20 protein-coding genes and 1 pseudogene are annotated in these 24774 nt (G+C 45.6%); 3 read left to right on the top strand and 18 right to left on the bottom strand.

Going from position 1 to position 24774, the window contains the following annotated elements:
• Positions 1–1258: 1258 nt before the first annotated feature.
• The 7 genes from IEY34_RS21590 to IEY34_RS21560 form a co-directional block, all read right to left on the bottom strand.
• A complete protein-coding gene (locus IEY34_RS21590) occupies positions 1259–1990 on the bottom strand; it encodes a LutC/YkgG family protein (protein WP_189014999.1) in 732 nt (243 codons plus the stop codon).
• Positions 1983–3500, bottom strand: coding sequence for a LutB/LldF family L-lactate oxidation iron-sulfur protein (locus tag IEY34_RS21585; RefSeq protein WP_189014997.1), 1518 nt, complete (start codon positions 3498–3500; stop codon positions 1983–1985). Before IEY34_RS21585 ends, IEY34_RS21590 begins: the two co-directional genes overlap by 8 nt.
• Positions 3497–4225: a (Fe-S)-binding protein gene (locus tag IEY34_RS21580; protein ID WP_189014995.1), complete on the bottom strand. Its 729-nt coding sequence runs from the start codon at positions 4223–4225 to the stop codon at positions 3497–3499. Before IEY34_RS21580 ends, IEY34_RS21585 begins: the two co-directional genes overlap by 4 nt.
• Positions 4226–4322: 97 nt before the next feature.
• On the bottom strand, positions 4323–5237 hold the full coding sequence (locus IEY34_RS21575) for a fumarylacetoacetate hydrolase family protein (protein WP_189014993.1): 915 nt from the start codon (positions 5235–5237) through the stop codon (positions 4323–4325).
• Positions 5238–5267: 30 nt separating this feature from the next.
• Positions 5268–6041 (bottom strand): SDR family NAD(P)-dependent oxidoreductase, encoded by a 774-nt coding sequence (locus IEY34_RS21570; protein ID WP_189014991.1) that lies wholly within the window; start codon positions 6039–6041, stop codon positions 5268–5270.
• A 90-nt stretch (positions 6042–6131) separates the two neighbouring features.
• Positions 6132–7097 (bottom strand): aldo/keto reductase, encoded by a 966-nt coding sequence (locus IEY34_RS21565; protein ID WP_189014990.1) that lies wholly within the window; start codon positions 7095–7097, stop codon positions 6132–6134.
• Positions 7098–7129: 32 nt separating this feature from the next.
• Entirely contained in the window at positions 7130–9832 is a 2703-nt protein-coding gene (locus IEY34_RS21560; protein WP_189014989.1) for a UxaA family hydrolase, read from the bottom strand.
• A gap of 196 nt (positions 9833–10028) precedes the next feature.
• Here IEY34_RS21560 and IEY34_RS21555 point away from each other — a divergent pair, with 196 nt between their 5' ends.
• Positions 10029–10931 carry an AraC family transcriptional regulator gene (locus tag IEY34_RS21555; RefSeq protein WP_189014988.1) on the top strand — a complete coding sequence of 301 codons (903 nt, stop codon included), beginning with the start codon at positions 10029–10031 and terminating at the stop codon, positions 10929–10931.
• Between the two features lie 136 nt (positions 10932–11067).
• On the opposite strand, the gene IEY34_RS21550 is transcribed toward IEY34_RS21555, so the two are convergent.
• Complete coding sequence (locus IEY34_RS21550; protein ID WP_189014987.1) at positions 11068–11574, bottom strand: DUF4188 domain-containing protein; 507 nt, start codon at positions 11572–11574, stop codon at positions 11068–11070.
• Positions 11575–12362: 788 nt separating this feature from the next.
• On the opposite strand from IEY34_RS21550, the gene IEY34_RS21545 reads away from it, so the two are divergent.
• Positions 12363–12626: a hypothetical protein gene (locus tag IEY34_RS21545; protein ID WP_189014986.1), complete on the top strand. Its 264-nt coding sequence runs from the start codon at positions 12363–12365 to the stop codon at positions 12624–12626.
• Between the two features lie 166 nt (positions 12627–12792).
• On the opposite strand, the gene IEY34_RS21540 is transcribed toward IEY34_RS21545, so the two are convergent.
• From IEY34_RS21540 to IEY34_RS21500, 10 genes and pseudogenes are all read right to left on the bottom strand, one after another.
• Positions 12793–13986 (bottom strand): winged helix-turn-helix domain-containing protein, encoded by a 1194-nt coding sequence (locus IEY34_RS21540; RefSeq protein ID WP_171650099.1) that lies wholly within the window; start codon positions 13984–13986, stop codon positions 12793–12795.
• 244 nt (positions 13987–14230) lie between these two features.
• Entirely contained in the window at positions 14231–14644 is a 414-nt protein-coding gene (locus IEY34_RS21535; protein WP_229757768.1) for a DinB family protein, read from the bottom strand.
• Positions 14645–14970: 326 nt separating this feature from the next.
• Positions 14971–16068, bottom strand: a complete 1098-nt coding sequence (locus IEY34_RS21530) for a HAMP domain-containing sensor histidine kinase (RefSeq protein ID WP_189014985.1) — start codon at positions 16066–16068, stop codon at positions 14971–14973.
• Positions 16061–16207: a hypothetical protein gene (locus tag IEY34_RS21525; protein ID WP_189014984.1), complete on the bottom strand. Its 147-nt coding sequence runs from the start codon at positions 16205–16207 to the stop codon at positions 16061–16063. The genes IEY34_RS21530 and IEY34_RS21525 overlap by 8 nt, the downstream gene beginning before the upstream one ends.
• 317 nt (positions 16208–16524) lie before the next feature.
• Positions 16525–16749, bottom strand: coding sequence for a hypothetical protein (locus tag IEY34_RS21520; protein WP_189014983.1), 225 nt, complete (start codon positions 16747–16749; stop codon positions 16525–16527).
• Positions 16750–17755: 1006 nt separating this feature from the next.
• Positions 17756–17949, bottom strand: a pseudogene (locus IEY34_RS37895) (hypothetical protein); the annotation flags it as partial.
• A 300-nt stretch (positions 17950–18249) separates the two neighbouring features.
• Positions 18250–20136, bottom strand: a complete 1887-nt coding sequence (locus IEY34_RS21515; protein ID WP_189014982.1) for an FtsX-like permease family protein — start codon at positions 20134–20136, stop codon at positions 18250–18252.
• A gap of 64 nt (positions 20137–20200) precedes the next feature.
• Complete coding sequence (locus tag IEY34_RS21510) at positions 20201–20974, bottom strand: ABC transporter ATP-binding protein (protein ID WP_189014980.1); 774 nt, start codon at positions 20972–20974, stop codon at positions 20201–20203.
• A gap of 139 nt (positions 20975–21113) precedes the next feature.
• Positions 21114–22109 (bottom strand): sensor histidine kinase, encoded by a 996-nt coding sequence (locus IEY34_RS21505; RefSeq protein ID WP_189014978.1) that lies wholly within the window; start codon positions 22107–22109, stop codon positions 21114–21116.
• Positions 22106–22807 (bottom strand): response regulator transcription factor, encoded by a 702-nt coding sequence (locus tag IEY34_RS21500; RefSeq protein ID WP_189014976.1) that lies wholly within the window; start codon positions 22805–22807, stop codon positions 22106–22108. The genes IEY34_RS21505 and IEY34_RS21500 overlap by 4 nt, the downstream gene beginning before the upstream one ends.
• 297 nt (positions 22808–23104) lie before the next feature.
• Here IEY34_RS21500 and IEY34_RS21495 point away from each other — a divergent pair, with 297 nt between their 5' ends.
• Positions 23105–24607 carry an alpha/beta hydrolase family protein gene (locus tag IEY34_RS21495; protein WP_189014974.1) on the top strand — a complete coding sequence of 501 codons (1503 nt, stop codon included), beginning with the start codon at positions 23105–23107 and terminating at the stop codon, positions 24605–24607.
• The last annotated feature ends 167 nt before the right edge of the window (positions 24608–24774 follow it).

Below are 24774 nucleotides of genomic sequence, written 5' to 3'. Positions count from 1 at the left end.
ATTTTCTATTTGTATTCGGTTTAATTACATATTTTTCCTGACACAGTCATAAAAAGAGACTTTTACGACGGTACAAGTAATTTTGAAAAACAAATTTGTCGGATTTCCCTTCAAAAAAAGTCAGGAAATTATTTCAATACAGACCCCAACTTCCTTGAAGTCGTTCGTTGTCAACGAAGATCCACGTGAGCTGGAAACATACCGTGAGCATTCCATATAACAATGGCATTTGAATTCTATCATAGTCTTCTCTCAAAATTCTCACAAAATCGACAGGAATCGCAAAAAAAACAAGAAAAATTTACTTTCCCCTACATAGCTTTAGGACAATAACTTACATATTAAAAGGGATATAAATCCTCTTGAGGAATTGGTTTGGGTTACCTCTGATGATATTATTTTAGTGAATAAAGAACAGACAGAACATGGAGTGTATCTATCAGAGACATTAATATGAAACAAAGAAACCACTCCATGGTCAGGAGTGGCTTTGTCTTTATATGCTGATATATATTTTATGGTCAAAATGAACTTTATGATTAGATACATTACGGTGAACCGTATCACAAATAGTGGTAAAGCGGAGAGTAGAGCTTGTGATTACTCTGAAAGAATGTAAATTTACTGCGTAGAACTATTAAACATAAAATGACCAGACAAGCTTATTCTTGTTCGGTCATTTTGTGATCGCCAGCCCCTCAAAGAAGGGATGTGGGCATTCGCTTCACTTACGTACGCTTTAAGCACCATAAACCCTTTACTGAAAAGGGTTTATGTGATACAAATAGTTTTTTTTACATGTTTTCACTTTGAAAACCCACCCCCGTTTTTGGTTATCCACCAAATCTCACCACGGTTAAGTTAAATTAAAGTATGATTCCTGAAACCTAATACAATATCTAGTTTTTATACCGAGATGTATTTTCACAAATTATGGAGATATATTTGGATATATTTCGTTATAAAAAAGAGAATTATTATTTGGTCATTAATTTCAAAGGGGAGAGACTTCTCTGTCTACGCTTGGTTCTCGTTTTCCGTAAACATTCATGATAAATATCAATAATATAATAAAAACTACTGATTTTTATTAATATATCTCTATCCGTTGTAACTTTTCTTCTTTATTTTTAACTATATACCGATAAAAGAAAAAGTCCGCAGTTTACGCGGACTTTAATCAGATTCGAACCCCATATTGGATTTGATCTTGCACTTACCTCACGCAATCGGCCATCCCGAAAGTACGCTGCTTTATTTACCCCACGATCAATGCGTACACAATACCGGGCCCGTGAACCCCAATGGTCAGGTCATTCTCGATATCAGCCGAACGACTTGGTCCAGAGATGAAATGAATACCCGCAGGCAGGTTCTCGCTTCCTGTACGATCGCGATCGAAATCAACTAATGTCTCGCCTAAACGTGTTTTCAGTCGTTCTACCGGAATAATAGCCATCAATACGGTCGGGAGCAAACTAACAGATCTTCCTTTGTCCCGAGATGACAGGACTGTCATGGAGCCTGTATACGCTGTAGCGTAGTCCGCCATCACAATACCAAAATCCGCTTCAGCGGCGCGGGCTTTCCAGTGATTCTCCGGGTCACGGTTCCAAACCGATACGCTAGTGCCTTTTAGCACTCCTTCCAAATCAAGAGCATCAAGCTCCGATTGGTTTTGCCGGATGATATATTTAACGCTCATTTCCTGTGCTTTATTCACTATGAATTGTTTAACATCTTCCATGGAAGATAAACGAGCCACATATCCGCCAGCAGCTTGGAAATTTTCCGTAAATCTCTCAATTCTCTCTTCAAGAGGCCACTCGAATGCTTGCCAGAAATCAGGTGCTCCTCGGTAAGGCTGAGCCGGTTTCTCAGTCACCCGTGCTCTCCCAAGCTTGCTTGCGATGTCATTCATAAATGCTTCCTGTTTCACGCGTGACTCCGCTTCAAGCTGCGCTAACCATTCCTTATGCGTATCAGCCATGTTCATGCCCTCCTCCGCTTTTTCTTTCCTTGACAATGGTTTCCATTCGTTGGCGCACTTCCGGATCCAGCTCCTTCAGCCCTTGGCGCAGTTCCGCCTCCAATGTCCCCCACCCATCACGGAACGATTTTTTGGGCAAACTAGGCGTTACCCGATATGAATTCCAGCCTTTGAGCGGACCCAGCTTCGTACGGATATCTCCGCTCTGGACGACAAGTTTTTGACCGATCTTAGCGAGCTTCAGCATACCTTTGAAACGACCCGAATTGCCCATAACCGCCGAGAAGCCTTTCATGCCAACCGCTTCAAGCTTGTTGCCATGACCGCTCTCCACCTTACGGCGCCGTAAAGAAACAAGCATATCGTGCAGAGGGATTTTGACGGGGCACGCTTCGTAGCAAGCCCCGCATAAGCTGGAGGCATTCGCAATATCGTCCCACTCGGCCACGTTTTTCTTTAACGCAGGAGTCAATACGGCGCCGATCGGGCCGCTGTACGTGCCTCCGTATGCATGCCCACCGATATGACGGTACACCGGACAAGCGTTCAAGCAAGCGCCGCAGCGGATACAATTCAGCAATTCTTGAAATTCGGGATCTCCCAGCTGCAAGGAACGTCCGTTATCGACAATAATCATGTGCATTTCATCAGGACCATCGGCATCATGTTCTCTTCGCGGACCTGTAATCCCTGACATGTACACCGTCAGCTTCTGACCTGTCGCCGAACGTGGCAGAAGCGTTGCCATGACTTCCAAATCGGTCCAGGAAGGAATAATACGCTCCATACCCATTAGCGTAATTTGTGTCTTAGGAACCGTAGTTACCATCCGGGCGTTACCTTCATTCTCGAACAGCACCATGGATCCGGTCTCGGCAATCGCGAAGTTGCAGCCTGTCATCCCAATTTCGGTTTCAAGAAACTTCTCCCTCAGCTTCTTACGAACAAAACCTGCTAGAATCGAAGTATCTGGCGGCAGCGTCTCTCCCGCTTCTTTGGAGAGCAAATCCGCAATTTGATATCTGTTCTTATGAATGGCCGGAATGATAATATGGGAAGGCGTTTCTCCGGCGAGTTGAATGATATACTCACCTAGATCCGACTCGATAGCTTCTATCCCGATAGATTCAAGCGCGTGATTTAGATGAAGCTCTTCGGTTACCATTGACTTTGATTTTACAACCGACTTTGCAGATTTACGTTCCGCAATCGCCAGAGCAATTTTCACCGCATCAGCCGATGTATCAGCGAAATGGACATGAACTCCATTAGCACGAGCGTTATCCGCAAACAAATTCAAATAATAATCCAGATGAGCAATCGTATGCAGCCGGATTTGACGACCTCTTTCTCTCCACTCATCCCAATTGCCATGTTCTTCAGCAGCTTTCATCTTACCTCCGCGCAGCCGCTCAGTCGTGAAGCGCACGGCATTGCGCAAAAACTCATCGTTAAGCGCCAGATCCGCACGTTCTTTAACGCTTGAAGCAGTTGAATTAGTAGTACTCAAGCCCGATTCACCCCTTCATGCAGCAGCTCTGCCAAGTGCATCACCTTGACGGGTTCGTTTCGAAAGCGCAGGTTGCCAGCGATATTCATTAAGCATGCCATATCGAGACCGACGAGAACTTCCGCTTCCGTTTCTTTCACATGATTCACTTTCTCTGAGACCATAGCTCCTGAAATGTCGGCCATCTTTACAGCAAAAGTCCCGCCGAAACCGCAGCAATCTTCAGCAAAAGGAAGCGGAATAAATTGTAAACCTTGGACGTTTTTCAGTAATTCCAACGGCTCATCTTTGACACCAAGAAGCCTGCTTCCGTGGCAGGATGGATGATAGGTGACTGTATGAGGAAACACCGCCCCCAGATCAGTAACCCCCAACACCTGCACAAGGAACTGAGTAAACTCGTAAGTTTTTCTCTGAAGCTCTACCGCTTTTTCCAAGTTAACAGGATCATCTTGAAAGAGATTCGAATAGTGATGAATCATGTAGGTGCATGAACCCGAAGGAGAGATAACAAAATCGCTATCTTCAAATGCTTTGAGAATTGTTTTGGCCGTTATCCGTGCTTCATCCCAATATCCGCTGTTATAAGCTGGTTGACCGCAGCACGTTTGAACGTTTGGAAATTCCAACTGAACCCCATAGTTGGCTAAAAGCCGCACCATCGCTTCTCCTACTCGGGGATACATCGCATCGCTAAGACAAGTAATAAATAATGATACTTTCATGGTGCACCTCTCATCTTTATGAATGATATATTTATCAGATTGCCAGAAATGTAAAGTAAAAGAACCTCAACAATCGAGGTTCTTACTATTTATTCTACTATTTCTCAGCAACCATCATATTTGTTAACGAACCCAATTTTTCAATCTCTATGGTTACAACATCTCCCGGTTTTAAATAGAACTGCTTCTCCTTCGGATAACCCAGCACAACGCCGGCAGGGGTTCCTGTTAGGATAATATCACCTGGAAGCAAGGTCATGTGTTGAGAGATGTAGCTGACAATCTCGTTGCAATAAAAAATCATATCGGATGTATGGGAATGCTGTCTAACCTCGCCGTTGACGATACAACGAATGTCCAGATTGTTCGGATCTCCTACTTCATCTGCGGTAACAAGGAATGGTCCTAACGGGCTGAAGCTATCGCATGATTTACCAAGCAGCCATTGCTGCGTTCTCATTTGCAAATCCCGCGCGGACAAGTCATTCACATTGCAATAGCCGAATACGTGATCTAACGCATGCTCCTTCTCCACATATTTAGCTTTTTTGCCGATCACAATCACAAGCTCTGCTTCGTAATCAACCTGCGACGACACTTTCTCCGGCAGTGGAACTTCAGCACCATGTCCAGTTAGCGTGTTCGAAAATTTATTAAAAAGAATCGGATACTCCGGAATCGGCGCATTGGTTTCTTCAGCATGCTTGCGATAGTTAAGCCCTACACAAATGATTTTGCTTGGGTTCGTCACACAGGGCCCATATTGAATATGAGTCTCATCCAGCAAATAAGCTTCTCCCTCTGAGCCTGCTTCAAGCACGATGTTCACAAGACGCTGCAACTGCGCAACCGCCGCCATCCCGCCTTCTATGACAGCATGTAGCGTGGTTGACAAGCTAATCATTTGGTCCGAAGCCATTCCTTCGATTGCTGCGGCGACATCCAAAATGCCCTTTTCCGTTTTAATACCAAGCTTAAAATTGCCGTTGTCGTTAAAGGTCAGTAGTTTCATTCGTAAATATTCTCCTCCATCTAGCTATTGTTAGGCGTTCTTGCCGAAAACAACACCACCGTCAATGTAGAGCGGAGAACCCATCATAAACTTGGAATCATCAGATGCCAAGAACAATGCCGCCTTAGCAACATCCTCTGACTTGCCCAGTTCACCGCTGAGCTGGCGCTGTTTTAATGATTCGATGGCAGCTGTAGGATCGTCATAGGAAGTCTTCAAATAGTTCTCTACGAACGGTGTAAAGATCGTACCCGGCAGAAGGGCATTCACCCGGATGTTGTAGGCTGCATAATCAACCTGCATCGATTTGGTTAAGGCGAGTACGGCTCCCTTCGTTGCAGCATAGGAAACTCTGCGCGCGAGTCCAATTTCCGCTACGCACGACGACATGTTGATAATCGAACCTGTTTTACGCTCCATCATGTAGGGCAACACATATTTCGAGGGCAGGAACACGCCTTTTACGTTAATGCTCATAATCCGGTCCCAAGCTTCCGGCTCAATTTCATGCACGGCTCCGACGCCACTGATTCCGGCATTGTTAAACAGAACGTCGATGCGACCAAATTCAGCAATAGCCGCTTCCACCATCGTCTTGACGTGCTCAGAATTTGTTACATCCGCGTGGAGAAATAGCGCTTCGCCACCCTTGTCCTTAATTTCGCTCACGGTTTCTCTGCCCTTGATTTCATCCAAGTCGTTCACGATAACTGTCGCGCCTTCTTGTGCAAAAAGCAATGCCGTGCTTTTCCCGATACCTGATCCAGCTCCGGTGATTAAAGCTACCTTTTCTTGTAATCGCATACTTCCACTCCTCTATTATTCAGCGCGAATGCCATAAAACTTTGCCGCTGTTCCGCCTAATACTGGCCAATCGCTTCCAAACTCGGTACTCTAAGCAAAACGATTCTCTTCGGGATCTTTCGTATCATAGCCAAAAGCATCAAGCGCCGTCCATAGCTCAGAGGCAATCGGGTAATTCGCGAGTTCCAACGTTTGGGCTATCCGTTCCGGCTTACTCATGCCGACGACCGTACTAGCGATTCGCGGGTCACGAAGCGAAAATTGAAGTGCGGCGGCGGCAAGCGGAACATCGTATTCCAAGCAAACTTTGGCGAACATACGCGCTCTCTCCAATAAGAGTGGCGGAGCTTCGCTATAGGCATAACGTGCGTATGCTTCCGGACCTTTAGCGAGTATGCCGCTTCCATAAGGAGCAGCATTAATAACCGCAACGCCCATACGATTCGCGACATCAAGCAAAGGTTCGGCAGCCCGATTGAGCAGCGTATATCGATTGTGGGTTTCAACGCTACTAAACGCTCCCGTTTCGACATAACGAATAAGCATATCGATCGGTCCGCCGGATACGCCGATGTGATCGATGACCCCCTGCTCTTGAAACTTTTGCAGTACTTCTAACGGTCCGCCGGATCCCATCACATTTTCGAAGGTGGTATATTCAGGATCGTGGATGTAAACGTATTGCAGACGATCAAGTCCTAATCGTTCGAGACTTCCTTCGATGGAACGTTTAATCTGTTCGCCGCTAAAGTCGCCGGTCTTAAAGTCGCGGTCGGCTTTGGTGGCCAACACGTAACCTGCGGGAAGACCACCATTCGCATGAATGGCCTTACCGATTCGCCGTTCGCTCTCGCCTTCGCCGTAAGCCGCAGCCGTATCCAGAAAGTTGATTGGGCTTTCGAAGGCAGTGCGCAACGTCACCAATGCTTGTTCCTCCGACGTGCTGTATTGAAAGGTTTCCGGCATATCCCCAAGCGGAGCGGCACCAAAACATAGCGGTGATATGAGTAGACCCGTACTGCCAAGCGGTCTTTTGGATAATAATGCGTTCGTCATGGCGTGTTCCTCGCTTTCTGATATTGTCAGTATTATAACGATACACCCAAAAAGCCGCGTGTCATTTGAAAACCGATATTACCTTGTTGATAGAGACGCGGTACATAAGTATGTTCCAGAATTTCTTTGCTGCGTTCGAGAATTTGATTCACCCAGAGGCTTGGGTTGCCCTTGAGTACCAAATCGATATCTTGCTTATGGTTATGCACCACAGCGTGTTCCGATGTCACTTGCAGCATGGGGACGAAAGGATGCGTCTGCATCGGACGATCACCGATCAGCGCGATTATTAATTCCACACCCGTGGCGGCGAGTCCTGTAATCGTCTCCACGCCATGCGTTGTTGGAGTCTCCATAATGTGGAGTCCGTTTCGGCGGACGTGTTCCCCATAGGCAATAGACGGCCGAACTTGAGAAGCGCTAAATAAATGCTGACTGAACGCAACCTCGGCAAGCAATCCGCTGTTCTCGGGAACGACGACCAAGCCTCCGGCCCCGACGATCATCTTGGTTAGTAGCCCCAACTGCTCGCCGGCATCTTTGTTAATGGCACCACCGCTTACGATCCCGATGCGCAGCCCTTCCAGACCGACGGTCACCTTCTCCGCAGGATCGGCTGCAGTTAATCGATCGGCGAACCAGGCCTCAACTTTCTCACTCACCTTGGCAATTCCCCCGTCGAGCTGGATGCTGGCATAACCAAGACGGCTCGCATCGATACCCATTACATCCATCTGATGGCGCATGTAGTCGTTATGCGTTTTCTCGCAGCCATGTTCCAGCAGCAAACAATGCTCTACCATCGGATGCGTAATATAGCCAATCATCGTGCGGGAAAACAACGATTCGGCTGGCCCCCCCGACGTGCCGCAGCCTTCTGTGTGCGCCAATGTCACAAAGCGCGAGAGCTCAGGCTTCCCTGCTCCTTGCTCGTTCAAGTGCCGTGTGATCATACCCGCTACCTGTCCGGCACAAAGACTGGTCGGCACGATCAAGCCGATATGATCACTGGACAGCCGATTGCGATGCCGAGTAAAGGCGAATTGGATCGAGTTAGCCATCGTTACAGCATTATCTTCAATTGCTATCGGAGCTCCTGTCGGTACAGGAGTGTGAAGCAGCGTCTCCAGCTGACTCGCATCGTTCTGCTGCCAGTTGCGCCAAATTTGTACTTGGGCATGGCCCGCCTTCTCCCCGACGCTTCGCTGACCAGAGGCAATTTGAAGCGCCAACTCGAATACCTCTTGGCCCAGTTCATCCATCGACTTGCCTTCCAGATACTGCCCCGCGTTCACATCCATATCGTTCGAAAGTAATTGGAAGCGGCGAGTTGTCGTGACCACCTTGACCGTAGGTACATACGGGAAGTTGGTGATTGAACCATTTCCTGTTGTAAAGAAGATCAGGTTGCAGCCTGCGGCTATTTGTCCGGCGATGCTCTCCAGGTCATTACCAGGGCTATCCATAAAATAGTAACCGCCATCCTTCATGATCTCCCCGTACTCCGTTGCATAATCGATCCGTGTTGTCGGGTCTTTCTTCATCGCGGCGCCTATAGATTTGAGATAAATATTGTACAAGCCGCGATACATGTTGCCGCCTGACGGGTTACCTTCCGCACTGGTGCCATGCCAGGACGTACGCTCCTTAAATCGGTTCACAAGTTCCAGAAATTTGCGTGCGGTTTCCAAGTTGCGTACTTTCGACAGGACATAGGGCTCCGCGCCAATCAACTCGTCCGTTTCGGCTAGACTAGCCGCACCGCCGTAGCGCACCAATTGTTCCGAAACCCAGCCGAGCAGCGGATTCGCGGATACTCCGGAAAATGCGTCCGAACCGCCGCACTGCAAGCCGATTCGCAAGTGGCGGATGGATTCAGGCGTCCGATGCATCGTGTTGACCACCCCCAACCATTCCCGTACTATCGCTTCACCTTTAACCAGCTCCTCTTCGAAGCTGCCTGTGAGCGACACGAACTTATGCAGCACTTCATCGATCGGATAGCTATGCTCGCGTGCATAAGCCTCCACCATCATGTTCGTAACCGATTCATTGCCATAATCGACAACCAATACGGCTCCGACGTTCGGGTTGACCATGAAACCTGCGAGCGTCCGCAGCAGCAAATCCACATTATTCGGGTTCTCTGTACCTCCCTCCGTGTGAGCGACGGGAACGATTCCATCTATATTCGAATCGTTCTTCCATTCGCCTTGCAGACGAGTGGCAAGCTCATTCACGTAGCTCCCCGTGTGCGAGGTGGTGCCAAGCAGTACGATGTAGTTCCGGGTGCCAACCCCGCGATCTTCATGGCGGCGATATCCCATGAACGTACGCGTATCCTCATAAGTTGGCGATGCCTGAGCCGGCTGGAAGTTCTCCTCGTCAAGGATATAGGGAGAAACTTGATCAGCAAAATTGGGCTCCACCGGCACCGCGTATGTCAACTGGCGTACACTGAGCGCTTCCCGTACGGTTTTGTTGATCACGTAATGACCGGGCTGAATCGGCTGAATCGCAACACCGAAAGGCAAATGCCACGAAAGCAGATCTTCGCCAGGAGCAATCGCTTTCACCGCGAATCGATGGCCTTCCATAACCGTGTAATCCAAGACGAGGAATTGGCCTTCATACTGAATGACGGTACCGGAGTTCAATTGGTGAATCGCAACGGCGCAGTTATCCCCGGGCAAGGGAAGTCTCGCTACTTCTTCAAATTGGTAAACGACGTCCATCGATGACTGGCTCCTTTAATGAGATTTTCCGAACTTATAGAATAAATTGAGTTTTTTCAAGGTTAGTGCTGCTCACTAATATTGTATCAAGAATATGGCATTTGTTAATTCTTTACCTTTGCAAAAACATACTCTATTTTGATATTCTATAAATAAGAAAAATAACGATGTGAGATGATCTGGGGAGGTCCGAAACATGCAAAAACCGCTTATAAAGAACTTTATTAACGACCACCTCTTACCATTTGACATTGTATTTAAGGACAAAAAGACACCAAATCGTGAACTACCAGAGCATCTTCATGATCGCTTTGAATTGGTTTATGTTTATAGTGGAAAAGGTACGTTTTTCTTAAACCAAATGCTCTATGAGATGAATGAAGGAGACCTCTTCATCATTCCTGGAAATACCGTTCATCAGGCATTGCCAGATTCTGAATTTCCAATTACTGCCACCGCTGTCTATTTTGATTCGCAACTGATCGGACATTATTCAGCAGGTGATTCGTTTACGAATAGGCAAGTTTTTGAGCGAGCCCGAAAATATAAGAGCTATAAGCTTGTTGTCCCAGCAGCCTTGCGCCCTCATCTCGAAGAAAAACTCAAACAAATGCATGAAGAATTGGAACGACACGAAGCTGGTTTTAGATACGCAGTTCAACTACATTTAAATAGCCTTCTCATCAGCATTAATCGTTTAATATTAAAAGAATCCCATCATCAACTGGCCGCGTCCGATATCGGCCCCCCCTGGTTACTAAACTTACTTCAACACTTAGATCAGTTTCACTCTGAACAAATCGCTGGACTTTCGTATTTGGCTAAGCACACTTCAGTCTCAGCCGCTCATTTATCTAGGGTGTTTAAACAACTAACCGGGATGAACATCACCGACTATGTGAATGCCAAACGAATTTCAACTGCAAAGGAGCTGCTTTTAACTACCGACTTAGGTATTGATACGATCGCCCACAATTGCGGTTATGAGAGCTTACCTTATTTTCATAAGTTATTTAAGAAGTTTACTGGCGTTACCCCAGGCGTATATCGAAGAAAATTAATTAATGAAATTAGCTTCCAATTAGACAACATAACATAAAAATGTGAAAGTATCTCAAGAGCAAATTATTGAAATATTACTCACCGAAGCTAATTACGAATAGCCTGCTTATAAGAACAGCAGGCTATTTTCTGTTTGGTGATTTTGCTATTGTTTCTCGTTAGCTCTACGACAATTATTGTGGATTTACCGGGGTCCGCACGGCGGGCTCATTCTCCCCTCCCATACGGCGGCGCGACGTTTCCATTTTGCCAACAGCCGGAATATGCTCCGACGCCTTCGCAAGACCAAACACCGGCATATTACCGTATACGCACTCATACTCGTCGGCTCGAATCTTAAAGGTTTCATGGTAGATTCCGACTGTTCCATCCGTTCCGACCTTGCGGTTGAAATTTCGCCATGCGGTAAGATGCTGCCCTCCGCGGGCATACACCTCCAGTTGCTCATAAGAATCCCAATATTGGAGCAGATGGACGCTGCGCCAGCCCAGCATGAACTCCGTGCCACGGAAACCGAGCTTACGATTCGTGTAAAGTTCCCGCAGCATGGGTCCCATTGCCAGAAATACCGGTAACCATTTGTGTACTGCCCAGATCCGATTGACGCGCATGCCGATTAGGAAGACGACGAAATCCCCCTCCATACGAGCTGTGTATCTTCCCGGTATTACTTTCGCCATTGAGATTCATCTCCCTTAACATTTCGTTATTAATAAATAATGAATGTAATCAAAATAGGAAAAGGTTTGTTATTCCTTCTCACAGTAAGGTGAAAACTCTGGTAATTCTAATACCTCTGAAATTACCGCAGCCATCCCGAAGCCAATGAAGCTAGACGCCTGAAATCCGGGATGGGGAATCTGAGCTTGCTCGAATTTTTCCTATACCACCTGATGAAGAATATAAGCAAAGCCTTCTTGAACCTTTTGACGAATGAACGGCTCAGCCGTCGTGAAAGCCTGCATCGACAGAAGCGTTTCGTCCCGGTGTGTTTCCAAAAGGTCGTAGAACGCTATCTTCCTTCGTTTTGAAAAAATGAAACACATACGGCTGCGTAATATTGTCTCCTGATGTCGAATTTATCGTTCGGCACTTTTTTAATGGGCCATACATATCAAATGGTTAGATCACATTGAACACGAATATAATGCCGATACGGCGACAGGATACTATTGCATTAATCTGCCCGTTAGTTCAATCATAGGGTATCCTTTCCAGGTATTTCTATATCCACCTCATTCACTCCCGAACCCATCTGTCGGGAATGAGATCAAGATCTTGTCAAAATTGGGGATGGGATCAAGTTCTTGTCATTGGCTCGTGACAAGAACTTGATCCCATAAAATAAAAAAACCGCGATTTACGCGGTAATTAATGAGATAATGTTCTTGTCACTCGACATCTGTGGTCAGACTTTTTTGTAACTTTTGCTCCTAAAAGTTCCATTCCCTCTTGGAGGTAAATTTTCATGGATCAACGACAAGCTTTGCGTAACGAACTCCAAGCCATTATTACTGCGGCTAAGCCGTTTGTCAAACGGCTCCGCGAACGCAGCTCACACATTCATGCCGGGCACTTTACGAACGTTTCTATGCGGTCTATGAAACTTGTTGCTCGTAATGACATGCTGCTGCCGACCTATCGTCGCTACGTCGACCGAATGGTTGAAGAATTTAACTATCAGGTTGCCCTGGCTTATGAGAAGCATCCGGATTCCCCGAAATCCTATTAATAGTGAGTCTTAATTATGTTATATTTATAAGGGTGCAATGAACAACACCATTCGCATTCTCAAGCGAAAAACCAGCGTGCTAGCTAGAATTAGGGTAAGGGGCAAAAGTTGAAGATTCGGCAACGAATTAAACAACTTTATTATCTCTATACAAATACAGAAAATATCAGTTCATAGAATCTGCCGAAATCGTCTCACACCCGTTGAATAACGCAAACTTTTGGAAACAACTGTTCAAGGCCGTTCGCAATTGTGTTGTTTGCTTTACACCGTTCTCGTACCAGATGTTTTTAACAACGAGCGTTCCAGTTTTTCGCTCCGCGATTATCTCGGCTCGTCCAATGAAGCTCTCTCCATATAATAGAGGCAGTACATAATAGCCGAATTTTCGTTTGATTGCAGGAGTGTAAATCTCCCAGGTGTAATCGAAGTCAAACAATTCGTTGATAAGTTTTCTGTCCCATATGAAATTATCTAGCGGGGCAATAAGCTCGCAACGCAATTTCGGCTCCTGATTTTGCAGAACGGCTTCAATAAGCGGTAAATCCTCCGCGAGGCAGTACAGCATATCCTTCATTTGTTCCACGGCAACAGCAACAATGCAAGCTTCGTGTAATAGCTGGCGGAAAACTTCGTTACGCTGTGCTGCTTTCAACCCCCATATGTTCAGCCATGCATCTGACGCACGATTCCATAAGAGACCAACAGAGCTAATTCGACGCAGTACCCGCCACTTATGATGCTCAAGCTCATCCTCCAACGGTTCTGATGCATTCAGTAGATTTGGCTGTATGTACTTCTTGGCGATATCGTAATATTTACGCGTTCCTTTTTTATGATGGATAATCAACTCACCCGTCGAATACATCTGTTCCAGCACCGATCGAGATGAATTGTTTCCACCGCTCCAATGGATGACCGATTGCCAAGAGAAATCTCCATCCAATTTTAAATCATTCGAACTTAGCGCACCGTGATTTTGGATATGAGCCCGTACTTGCGCTGTCAACGCTTCCATTTCGGGATAGCGTTCGGCATGTTGTCGGGCGGCTTGCCTGTATCGCTCAAAATACGGCCAGTCCTCGACAGGGATAATGGCCAGGTTCTTGTCGGGATAATCGACAAGGCTTCTATCCTCATAAAGCAACTCGGCGAGCATTCCCTTGGTAAATCCCTTAATTCGCGACTGTAGCACCAATTCGGCGTTTTTTCCGCAAACATCGATGGGGTCGTATTGAATACAGTTGACCTGCCGAGCAAAATCCAATACGCCCTGCTTCCCACTAAATTTATATTTGCCCAAAAGTCCATGCTTCAACAACAGAAATTGCCGTGCCTGGCGGTTTGTTAATTGAATCATGTTTGTTCGCACCTACCTCTAGTTAAGTTTTTTTATTATATTACAGTGGAGGCTGGAGGGGAAAAGAAAAAGAAGGCGTGGAGGAAAATTTATTTCACGTACTCGCTGATGGTGTTTCTTGTACTTTTTATTGGCTGGCTTGAGTCCAATGTAATACCGAACTCAAACCGACCAATCAGCCGTATAATAAAAACGCTAACTTTAAGAAGTCACTACCAAGGAAGGCATCTTTTCGTTATTGCATTTATTTTGTTGGATCCATCACAGGCGGTACTGGTAAGCCTGCTTGTCGTAATAGCAGCATCATTTGGCCGCGGTGATGTGTTTGGTGGTCAATTAAGAAACGTAATACTGCGCCTTTTGTTGCAAGACTTGCAATGCCTGTTTCTGTTAGCAAGTCCTCATCGGATAGCTTGGCTACCTCTTCCTTGACTGCCTCTGCTGCTTTTTCGTAAGTTGCTACAATTTCTCTTGCTGTCGCTGGAGCTGGTTCATCTTGACCAATCATTGGTACAGTTAAACCTGCTAAATGACTAAAATAACCTGTTGTTTCTACTAAATGCCAGCCTAACCAACCTAGTGTACTATGCCCTTCCAAAATACTTTGTCCTAATTTGTCATCTGTTACGGCTTGTAATACTTGCAATGTCCCTTTCACAGCAACTGCTCATTCCATTGAAAAATCATCCACTTGTCGATACATCCAAACTCCTCCTCTATCATTCACTTCTCTTTTATCATACAAAATATTTGCTCATAAGAAAAGGAAAAATGCGAACCTTTGTTCTTAATGGAAAAATGCGTACAAAAAAAATCTATATCCTCTGGATTAGCTTGGCTACTTCCTCCGCAGACTTTTGTTCGCTAAAGAATGCTGTGGACTCATCATATATAATCATCATCACTTTACCATCACTTGACTACAACCTCCCAGGTAAAAGATATAATTTTCATGAAATATCAGCTCAATAATTACCCCAAACCTTAGGTTACCAAATTTTGCGGAAGACGAACTTCAAAAAGCGTACAAATCACTGTGCTCTTGGCCGTAATTTCACCTTGATGCTGCGCTACAATATTCTTCGCAATAGACAAACCAATACCAGAGCTGCCCTCACGAGCTGTTCGTGATTGATCGCCGTTAACAAACATATCGAAGATATGAGGCAACTCATCTGGAGGAATGCAATCTCCATAATTGACCACTTGAACGGCCACATCTTCTGCTTCAATATGGCAATTAATATCAATAAACTGGCCATCTTTTCCATAACGTATGGCGTTCGTCAACAGATTTTCAAATACGCGTGCCAATAGCTCACCATCACCCCAAACAGTCAAATGTGGAATCACATTCAAACGGGTTATTAGGTTCGTTTTCTCAAATGCAGGGTATAACTCCTCATTCAGCTGGATGAGCAGCTCGCTCAGATCGATTTGCTTTTTTTCAATGCTAAGCTTGCCATAGTTCATGCGAGTGATTTCGAAGAGCTCGTCAATGAGCTTTTCTAAACGTTGAGACTTGGTATATGCAATGCTCGAATAGTGCTTGATTTGTTCTTCAGTCAACTGATCGTCCTTCAGAATGAAATCCAAATAGCCTAAAACCGAAGTCAGCGGTGTACGCAAATCATGAGCCAAATTCAAAACCAATTGTTCCTTGCTGTTTTCTGCAAAATCTCCTCTTTCCAAGGCTTGCTGCAATTTTTCGCTGGCCATATTTATATCTTCCGCAATATCACTAAATTCATCTTTGGATGGAATTGATATACGACTGTTGAAATCACCATTCGCAAGCTGTTTAATTCCTTTTGATATTTCTTGGAAATAAGCTGCGTATCTTTTGGTGAGAAGAAAGAAGTACAAAATCGAGAGCGGAATAAAAATAAGCAAAAAGAAGTTAACATCACCAATATCTCTTATGAAATACCGGACTCTCGTCAATGGATTCTCCCACTTGGTCGTATAGTAATAGAGTTGGAGAACTTTATAGAGCATATAGGTAACGGCAGCGGATAAAAGAATACTGAGACCAAAGAATTGAATCATTTTAAATCGAAAGCTTCGGATCATTTCAGCCATTGAATGCATACCCCATGTGTTCCTGCATAATTGCACTGTGCGGCAAACCAACGTAGCGGAAATGCCAAGGCTCAGACTCTTTAAGTTCGTTCAATTGTGGCAGTAAAATTATAGCAATCCCAAAAACCCACTTCTTCATTCTGAGTATCCTCCTACCATTCATTAGCTCTAGGATAAGGAAAACTGTTTAAAAAGAACTGGGGGTAAAAATAAAATATTTCTTAAAACTTCTACATCAGGGTCAATCATAATTATTGAACAACGTTCACTGTAAGATTCAATTTGTAATTCTGCATCCCCAACTTGTCACTTGACAAAACACCAAAAAGGCTACCCGTGGGATTCCTTCCCGGCCGAGTAGCCTTTGTACTTTACAAAGCAAACCTTCCCTCGAAATGCTTGAATACCTTCAGCCGCGCTGCGGCGGAATTCCATAAGACCTCTGTTACGCTTACATTATAATTTAATAATTTCATCCCATTTTTTCTTTAACTCATCGAAGCCTTGTTCTGGTGTCATTTTACCGAAACCTACAGCTTGGGAAACTTTGGTCCATTCATCTGTCCATGCGCCGTAACCTTTGGGTCTGCTGGAAAATAAGTTTGCCACAGGAGCTGCCTTGCTGATGATATCCACCTGGGCTTTATTAGCTTCATTTAGCGAAGGTTGTAGATCTTCCAATACTGCTTTGGATACGGGAACACCTCGTACGAGACTAAGTGTTTGTCCAACCTCTTTATCATTAATAAACCAATCAACGAACTTTTTCGCTTCTTCCGAATTTTTGGAATCCTTTTGATGTGCTTTTTCTTTACATCCTTATCATAAAACAATGAAAGCGTTATGATAATTCTAATAATCTAAGATAAGTAGACGATTATAAGGTAATTTTTCCTTTTCATTTACAAAGAAAACCGCTTTCTCATCAGTCTTGACTGATAATAAGCAGTTTCCTTTAAATCTTATATAAGTTGTCAGAACATAGTATTGTCATACGCCTATTCCTCTTACTTCAAAATAGCTCCTGCCGTCAATGCATTTTCAATCTTTTCATTACCTATCATATATACAATAATCATAGGTAAACTCGAGAGCACCATCGTTGCACCAATAAGTCCCCAGTCTGATACACCGACGCTAACGAAGAAGCTTAGCAAGCCGACAGTTAACGGTTTGAAACTGTTCTGATTAGCAGGCCAGTAGGAGTTTTGTTCGAATCACCCCCTGCCATTCCGGCATCGACAGCCTTTATTTTGCAATCGTCCAAAGTGTCAATGCGTGCTCATTTTTCTCGTTTTCAATCAAAAAGACGATTTGTTGACCTCCTATTTTAATTGTTTGTAAGCGATATCAATTCTGAATTCATTGTAGTTTTTCACGTCTCTTTCGTACAGAGACAATAATACGGCCGGAAGGATTTTTGTAGGAACATTGATTGGATATTGTCATTATTTGTGCTTCTAGTATTTGGAGTGTTAAGTCTGAGGTTGGGTTATTATTCGGGGAAGCTTTAAGATCTCCAACCCTAGAAAACGTAGCTGTTCTGGAATGTATCATGAACTCTTCATAATAACGAAAGACAATAGAAAAAAATGGGTTCAATTAATGACATAAAAGCAGAATCTATTCTAATGTCTCTAAGTCACTCGAAACTAATTGGGAACATCAATTTCTTATTTTGGACTACAAATTCAACAGAAGCTTTTGCTTCAACTCCATTGGTTGTATTTTTGAATTGATGTCGAACTCCACCAATAATAGTACCGTCTTTCGTACGTGTAACACCTGCTGATTGGAACTGAGTGTTTTTAATCCTGTTTCGTCTCCATAGGAAACGAAGAATTCAAATGGTATCGGGGAAATCCCTGTATACTCACTTACGAACCCAATACCCTTTATTCAGCCAAAATCGCTCATTCTGAAAATCTAATGAATGCCATATGTGTTATTCCAAGAAATGGATAACAATTCGGGCAAAAAAGTACCGGGTAACGCCAATCCAGTTCATTAAATCTCCAAAGTAGCCATTTTCTCTTCTATAAGCATCCTACAGTTCATTAGATGCCACTCAAGACCGAAAACCCCCAAAACAAAGAGGCCTGCGGTAGACGTCAACTAAAAAGGGAGAACCCCTTAAATCCACCCCAAAATAGCCGACGGTCCTTTCAGAAATAGCGGCAATCAGTTAGAGCTCGCTGATTGTTTCAAATGCTTTAAATAACGGGCACGGATCAGTAGAAAGTACAGGAATTGCGCGGCAAGGAAAACGATGCAGACCGTAATGGTCGAATGAACGACCGGCGAATGGAGCAGGTTATGCAGAGCGTAGAGCGCAACCGAGCTGTGGATGAGCGCGACCGCGAGCGGTACGAAAAACAACAGTGCCATCTGTAGACTCACCACCTTCTCAAGCTCCTTGTCGGTCAACCCGATCTTCGTTATGGAACGGTACTTCATTTTGTCATCGTTCAGGTCGGTAAACAGCCGGAAATATAGAAAGCTTCCCGATGCAAGAAAAAATACGCAACTGACAAACAACCCGACGAAAAGCATCAGATGATAGGTCCGCTTCATCTGTTCCTCCAAATAGGCAGGAGATGCGAACCAAAAACCGGAGGTTTGTGCATATCCGAGCTGCCCAGCGATGGCCTCCCCCGTCTCCGCCGTTGAATCGTTGCTGTCCGTATCGTAAGCGGTCAAAATCTGTTCTTTATTGGGAATGCCAAAGGAGTCAAGCATCCAATCCTGAACGATCAACAGCGGTTCATCGATAATGGGAGGCGTGACCGCCTTTCCAACGGTTTGTTTCATACTCAATGTGATGGATGTTCCCTTTACTGACCAATCGCGTTCCGGAAACGGCCGGTTTTTCATGGTCCAGATGGTCGCTGCTTCATTTCCCTGCAGCGACAGTACTGGATAATCCAAGGCTTGGGCAAGCTTGGTATACTCGGACAGGCGGATGAAGTTCAGTGATTGTCCATTTACAGAATCGAAACTGACTACATGGAGGGACAATTTATCATAACGAATTCCCCGTTCTTTGAGCACTTGTTCGATTATTTTCGTATGATAGGCTGCTTGCCCGACATCACCGGTGGTTTGGATGTAATTATAGGAGAACGGGTACGCATCTGAGATTTGTTTGTGGATTGTCTCCAGAAATCCCATTAAGCCGCCCATGGCGCAAATGGCGACTGTCGAAACGATCGTCACGAGAAAGAACATGCGGGCGTTGTCCTTCATACGGTAAGCCATATCGGAAAAAACGAGCACATTCGTTTTGCGCAAAAAGACAGAGCGGTTGCTTCTTAAAGTGCGAATCACAAACACGCTCAACTGTGTATACAAAAGGTAAGTGCCGATGATGACTATGATCGTGACCGGCAAAAGAGCGAAAACGACCTTGACACCTTTAACCAGGAACGATATGGCGTATCCGGCAAGCAGAAGGCAGAACGCTGTATTTGCAAGAAAAACGGATGATTTAGGTTCAGGCTTCGGTTTGGCGCCGCCTTTCAGCAGATCGATCGGCTTACTGGCCTGTACGAATGCGGCAGTGAACGCGGAGATGACGAGAAACAACAGCACGAATGCGGACAGAGTGAGCAGAATTGCTTTGCTTGGCATGTAGTATGGCAGCGGGCTCATCTGCATCACATCGGCTCCGATCATCATGAATAGCTTGGCGAACAGCATGCCGGCGGCAAGACCTGCCACAATGGAAGCGAAACCGATCACCATGCTTTCGATAAAGACTATCCGTCGCAGCTGATTGTAGGTCATGCCGAGCATGATGAGCACGCCGAATTCCCGTTTGCGGGATTTCAGGAAGGCACTGACGGAATAGAATACGAAGAAGATGGAGAACACGTAGACGATATATTCCGCAACCGTCATTGCCTCAACCGCCGACCAGTTGAAACCGGAATTTTTAATTGCAGGATGAAAAATAAAAACCGCATAAATAAAAAAGATCATCACCGAAAACGTGCTGCTCAGAAAAAAAGCGGCATACGTTCGTTTGTTCCGGCTAACATTGCGGAAGGCAAATTGTCGCAACGTCATTTATTGACCCTCCCTACCCATAACCGTAATGGTCATTATGGACAGGATAAGCTGGGAACTCCTCTTAATTGACACGAAGCGGTGAAAGCTCATGTGCATTCCCTCCCATTAGCGAAAGCATATCGATAATCTGTTGGAAGAAAGCTTGCCGGTTGTTCCCCCGGTAGAATTCATTATAGAGCCGACCGTCCTTGATGAATACGACCCGGTGGCAGTAGCTAGCCGCGAGAGCGTCATGGGTGACCAGCAGCATGGTCGTATGATCAGTATGGTTGATAGCCTCCATCGTTTCCATTACATCACGTGAGGATTTGGAATCGAGATTTCCCGTCGGCTCATCGGCCAGCAGCAATGAAGGGGAATGAATGATGGCCCTTGCAATGGCGGCCCTCTGCCGTTGCCCTCCCGACACTTCATAGGTTCGTTTATTCAGAATCTCGGTGATGCCCAGTTTTTCGGCCACCAGATGAAGCTTGGCGTCCATCTCCTTCACGCTTCTCCCATCCAGCGTAAGAGGGAGAATGATATTTTCCCCGATGGTCAGCGTATCTAGCAAATTAAAATCCTGAAAGACAAAGCCCAGCTTCCGTCTGCGGAACAGGGCCAAATCGTGTTTCGATAACAAATGGGGGTCTTCCCCATTAATCAACACTTCCCCGGAGGTAGGTGTGTCGATTGTGGATACTACGTTCAGCAGCGTTGTTTTGCCGCTGCCTGAAGGACCCATAATGCCGACAAACTCGCCTTTCTCGACAACCAGGTTCATGTCGCTCATCGCCCTATACGCGATGCTGCCATCATAAACTTTTCCCAGATTGCGCACGATTAACATATCCATATCAAGTATTCTTCCTTTCATACGGTCGGAATTTCGAATCTCCAAGGCTCTCTCGCATCATCATAACCGACCCTGGGTCGCTATCCCATCGATTATTCTTAAACAAATCTTACAATGTTGTAATAAAAACAAAGCATGTTCATGGAGCTTGAACATGCGCGATTCCCATCCATATACGTACTGCTGTTCCTTGACCCTGCTCGGATTCAAGCTCGACGCGATGATCAAGCCGCGAGGCGATCTCCTGAACCAGGTAGAGCCCCATGCCGGTGGATTCGCCGAACCGTCTTCCGTTTTCCCCTGTAAAATACGCGTCGAACACCCGCTTGATATCCTGTTTCGGGATGCCGGCGCCGTTGTCCCGAATCTCAAGAGCGGCTCGCTGTCCGCGCACATCAGAGGTAATCATGATGCGGCTGCTTGCGCCGGCCGAATACCTTACCGCATTGGTGATTAACTGGCCGAGTGCGAAGGCAAGCCACTTGTCATCGGACATGATCATTAATCGGTCATCCACCTGGATTTCCGGGAAGATCTTACTGCGGATAAATAAATTTTTGTGTTCAGCCGCCACTTTCCCGACCAGTTGACGAAGATGCACCGGCTCCGCCACGAAATCCTGCTCGAACGCATCCAATCGTGAGGTATACAGCACCGTGTCAAGCCCCTTCTTCAGCTTGTCTATTTCCTCTCGCATACTGTCAAAGAAGGGGTCGGTTTCTTTCTGAACCGCAAGGTGCATAACAGATAGCGGGGTTTTCATCTGGTGTACCCACTGATTGATAAAGGTGATGTGATCATTTAGTTTCTTACGGTATCGCCCAATATCGTTCTGATAAAGACGATACTTCCCCTGGAGCAGATGCCCAAGTGCATCCGCGAGCGGTGCGTTCCCGACAAATTCGGCCGATTCGTCAATTGACGCAAGAGGACGCGTCAGTCTCCGATAAAATCGAAAATGACGGATATAACGGTATATCAAATAAAAGGCGAACAAGGCCGTATTTACCATGCAGATGTACACAAGATCGAAGGTATTACGGAAACCGGATAAGCGGCACATATAAACAGTCAGCAGAAGCTGTCCGGCATACATGAGCACTAATGGAATATGCTCTCTCCAAAACAGCCTCATGGCTCCTCCCTCCAGAAAGGCCGCAGTTTATACCCGGCTCCCCGCACGGTTTCCAACGCTTCTTCAATGCCGAGCTCGGCTAATTTTTTGCGGATGCGCGTGATATTGACATTAAGCGTGTTGTCGTCTACTAACTGTTGACCGTCCCACAGCTTGTCCAGAAGCCAATCACGGCTGACCACCTTGAAGCTGCTTTCCATCAGTGTTTCCATCAGTAAGGATTCTTTATGGCTGAGATCTACGCTTTTGCCGGATAAGGTCAGCTCAAGCCTTTCGGGATACAACACGAGTCCTGTGCATTCCACGGTCCGTTCCCTCTTGCCCAGGGCGTATGAGCCGTAAGCACGGCGAAGCTGGCTCTTGATCTTGGCCATTACCACTTCATAATCGAAGGGCTTGGCGATATAATCGTCCGCCCCGTTCTCCAGCGCCATGACCTGCTCCATCTTGCCGTCGCGGGCGGAGATAAACAGAATCGGGCAGGTGGAGACCGTTCGGATTTGCCTGCACCAGTAATAGCCGTCGTAACGGGGCAGATTGACGTCGAGCAGCACGAGATCCGGACGAATGCCCTGGAACACCTCCATAACTCGGTCGAACTCCTGGACTGCTTCAGCCAGGTACCCGTATTTCTCCATATATGATTGAAGCAGCTGCGCCAGCTTAAGATCGTCTTCTACAATCAGGATACTAAACATAGGACTTTGCTCCTTTTCTGATTTAAAAAAACACCAGCATCCCTTCGCCGAAGAGCGATTGGAACTTACTGTGCTTCTATGGTTTGAATAGGCTAGTTTAGGTTACGTCGTAATCTATTATAACCTGAAGCGGCACTCTTTCAAGCTTAGAAGAAACCGTTCTACGAGTCTTCCAATACTGCAAGTTCGAATTACAAAATTGTAAGGTAGATGTAAGGCAAATCGATAGCTTAGGCCAGTCTGGCGGGATAAGATTGGAACGAACGAAAATAGAATTTTTTTAAAAGGAGAATCGAGATGAGGCTGTTTGAACTGTTGCTTTTTTTGTCAAACATCGGCTTGTTTGCTTTAACAGTCCTATTAAAAAAAGGACGGCGTAGGATTCCAGTATTCGTTGCAAGCGGGATCGCCACACTTTTACTGGTCATTCATTGGACGGTGGAAGGATACAGAGTTCAGCTATTTATCCCATATGGCATAACGATCATTTTTTTAGCCATTTCAGGTTATAGCTATTTCAGAAAAACCGGCCCCCAAAAAATCCCGCGATTTATATTGGGTTCAGCTTATACCGCTATAGCATTAATGCTGGTCGTAACAGCGGGTCTCATGTATGCTTTTCCTGTATGTAAACTACCTGAACCGACAGGCGAATTTAAGGTAGGAACGCAAACTTTTCATTTCGTGGATACAAATAGAGAAGAGATTTTCGACAAAGCTAGAAATGGTAAGAGAGAATTGATGGTTCAGGTATGGTATCCGGCTCAAGCTGGCACCGGCAAGTACGCTCCCTTTATTCCTGATGCCCAGATTTTACCTTATATGGCCGCGAACTATGGCCTTCCTGGGTTTACTTTTGGGCACCTGAAGTACGTATCCAGTCATGCATATTCGGAAGCCGAAGTCTCTTCGGCACAGACTTCATACCCGCTGATCCTTGCGAATCCCGGCTTCGGCTCTTCCAGGTTCCTCCACACGTCGCAAGCCGAAAATCTGGCGAGTCATGGATATATCGTGGCAGTGATCGACCACACCTACAATACATTTGCAACCGAGTTTCCGGACGGTCGAATCACGACCCTCTCAACTAACGACTTATTCTCGCCCGACCATGATTACCGGACGGAAAGCGGAAATCGCGACAAGTTGGGAATAGTTTTAACCGGCGATGTGGCGTTTACGCTGGACCAATTCGAGATCATCCAATCGGGGCAGATTCCAAGTCATCTACAAGGGAGGATTGATCTTGGTCATGTCGGGGTGTTCGGTCATTCCATCGGCGGAGCGACGTCTTATGACGCTTCTTACGATCCGCGAATCGCGGTTGGAATAGACTTGGATGGAGGGCTTTATCGACTGCGTGACAGAGAGGGTCTGCGAAAGCCGTTTTTGTTCATCAATTCGGAAAGCGAATTCGAAAAATTAAAGTTGGTGATGAATAACCACACGTACACGGAGGCAGAGCTTAAACGTATGGGCAACACAAAAGACTGGATGGATCAAGTAACGGAAGACAAAAAGTTGGAGCTTAAACGGATGCGCGAAACGCTCGACGAAGGAGGACAAGTCCTTTATATCAAAAATACGGAGCACTTGAATTTTGCGGACGTACAGTTCATTTCTCCGATTTTCAAAATGCTAGGCATTACAGGAAAGATTGCGCCCGAAAGAGCGAACTCCGTTATCAATGCCTATATGCTGGATTTCTTCGATAAGTATTTGAAAAATCAAGGCGGAATCTTAATGAAAGGACCGGATAGCCGCTTTCCGGAGGTGAAGTTCGTAAGTTCGCTATTATAAATTTGTCTGCACCATCCGCTGCACAGGAGGCAATTCACGCCCTTTGCATTTGTGGAGGGTGTTTTGCTTTGTATCCAAACTTTTATTTTGTATGATGATTGACAATAATTAAGAATTGTCATACTCTATAATAGACCGTCGGTCGGATTATTAATAGATAAGGTGGT

Source organism: Paenibacillus marchantiophytorum, assembly GCF_014640555.1.
GTDB classification, from domain to species: Bacteria; Bacillota; Bacilli; order Paenibacillales; family NBRC-103111; genus Paenibacillus_E; species Paenibacillus_E marchantiophytorum.
Note: the sequence above shows the minus strand (reverse complement) of the source record. Positions and strands in the feature narration are given on the sequence as shown.

Excerpts from the sequence above, each read along its gene's own strand:
- IEY34_RS21590 (WP_189014999.1), bottom strand. The coding sequence starts at position 1,990 with ATGGCTGATACGCATAAGGAATGGTTAGCGCAGCTTGAAGCGGAGTCA.
- IEY34_RS21580 (WP_189014995.1), bottom strand. The coding sequence starts at position 4,225 with ATGAAAGTATCATTATTTATTACTTGTCTTAGCGATGCGATGTATCCC.
- IEY34_RS21575 (WP_189014993.1), bottom strand. The coding sequence starts at position 5,237 with ATGAAACTACTGACCTTTAACGACAACGGCAATTTTAAGCTTGGTATT.
- IEY34_RS21570 (WP_189014991.1), bottom strand. The coding sequence starts at position 6,041 with ATGCGATTACAAGAAAAGGTAGCTTTAATCACCGGAGCTGGATCAGGT.
- IEY34_RS21565 (WP_189014990.1), bottom strand. The coding sequence starts at position 7,097 with ATGACGAACGCATTATTATCCAAAAGACCGCTTGGCAGTACGGGTCTA.
- IEY34_RS21560 (WP_189014989.1), bottom strand. The coding sequence starts at position 9,832 with ATGGACGTCGTTTACCAATTTGAAGAAGTAGCGAGACTTCCCTTGCCC.
- IEY34_RS21555 (WP_189014988.1), top strand. The coding sequence starts at position 10,029 with ATGCAAAAACCGCTTATAAAGAACTTTATTAACGACCACCTCTTACCA.
- IEY34_RS21550 (WP_189014987.1), bottom strand. The coding sequence starts at position 11,574 with ATGGCGAAAGTAATACCGGGAAGATACACAGCTCGTATGGAGGGGGAT.
- IEY34_RS21545 (WP_189014986.1), top strand. The coding sequence starts at position 12,363 with ATGGATCAACGACAAGCTTTGCGTAACGAACTCCAAGCCATTATTACT.
- IEY34_RS21540 (WP_171650099.1), bottom strand. The coding sequence starts at position 13,986 with ATGATTCAATTAACAAACCGCCAGGCACGGCAATTTCTGTTGTTGAAG.
- IEY34_RS21530 (WP_189014985.1), bottom strand. The coding sequence starts at position 16,068 with ATGGCTGAAATGATCCGAAGCTTTCGATTTAAAATGATTCAATTCTTT.
- IEY34_RS21525 (WP_189014984.1), bottom strand. The coding sequence starts at position 16,207 with ATGAAGAAGTGGGTTTTTGGGATTGCTATAATTTTACTGCCACAATTG.
- IEY34_RS21515 (WP_189014982.1), bottom strand. The coding sequence starts at position 20,136 with ATGACGTTGCGACAATTTGCCTTCCGCAATGTTAGCCGGAACAAACGA.
- IEY34_RS21510 (WP_189014980.1), bottom strand. The coding sequence starts at position 20,974 with ATGGATATGTTAATCGTGCGCAATCTGGGAAAAGTTTATGATGGCAGC.
- IEY34_RS21505 (WP_189014978.1), bottom strand. The coding sequence starts at position 22,109 with ATGAGGCTGTTTTGGAGAGAGCATATTCCATTAGTGCTCATGTATGCC.
- IEY34_RS21500 (WP_189014976.1), bottom strand. The coding sequence starts at position 22,807 with ATGTTTAGTATCCTGATTGTAGAAGACGATCTTAAGCTGGCGCAGCTG.
- IEY34_RS21495 (WP_189014974.1), top strand. The coding sequence starts at position 23,105 with ATGAGGCTGTTTGAACTGTTGCTTTTTTTGTCAAACATCGGCTTGTTT.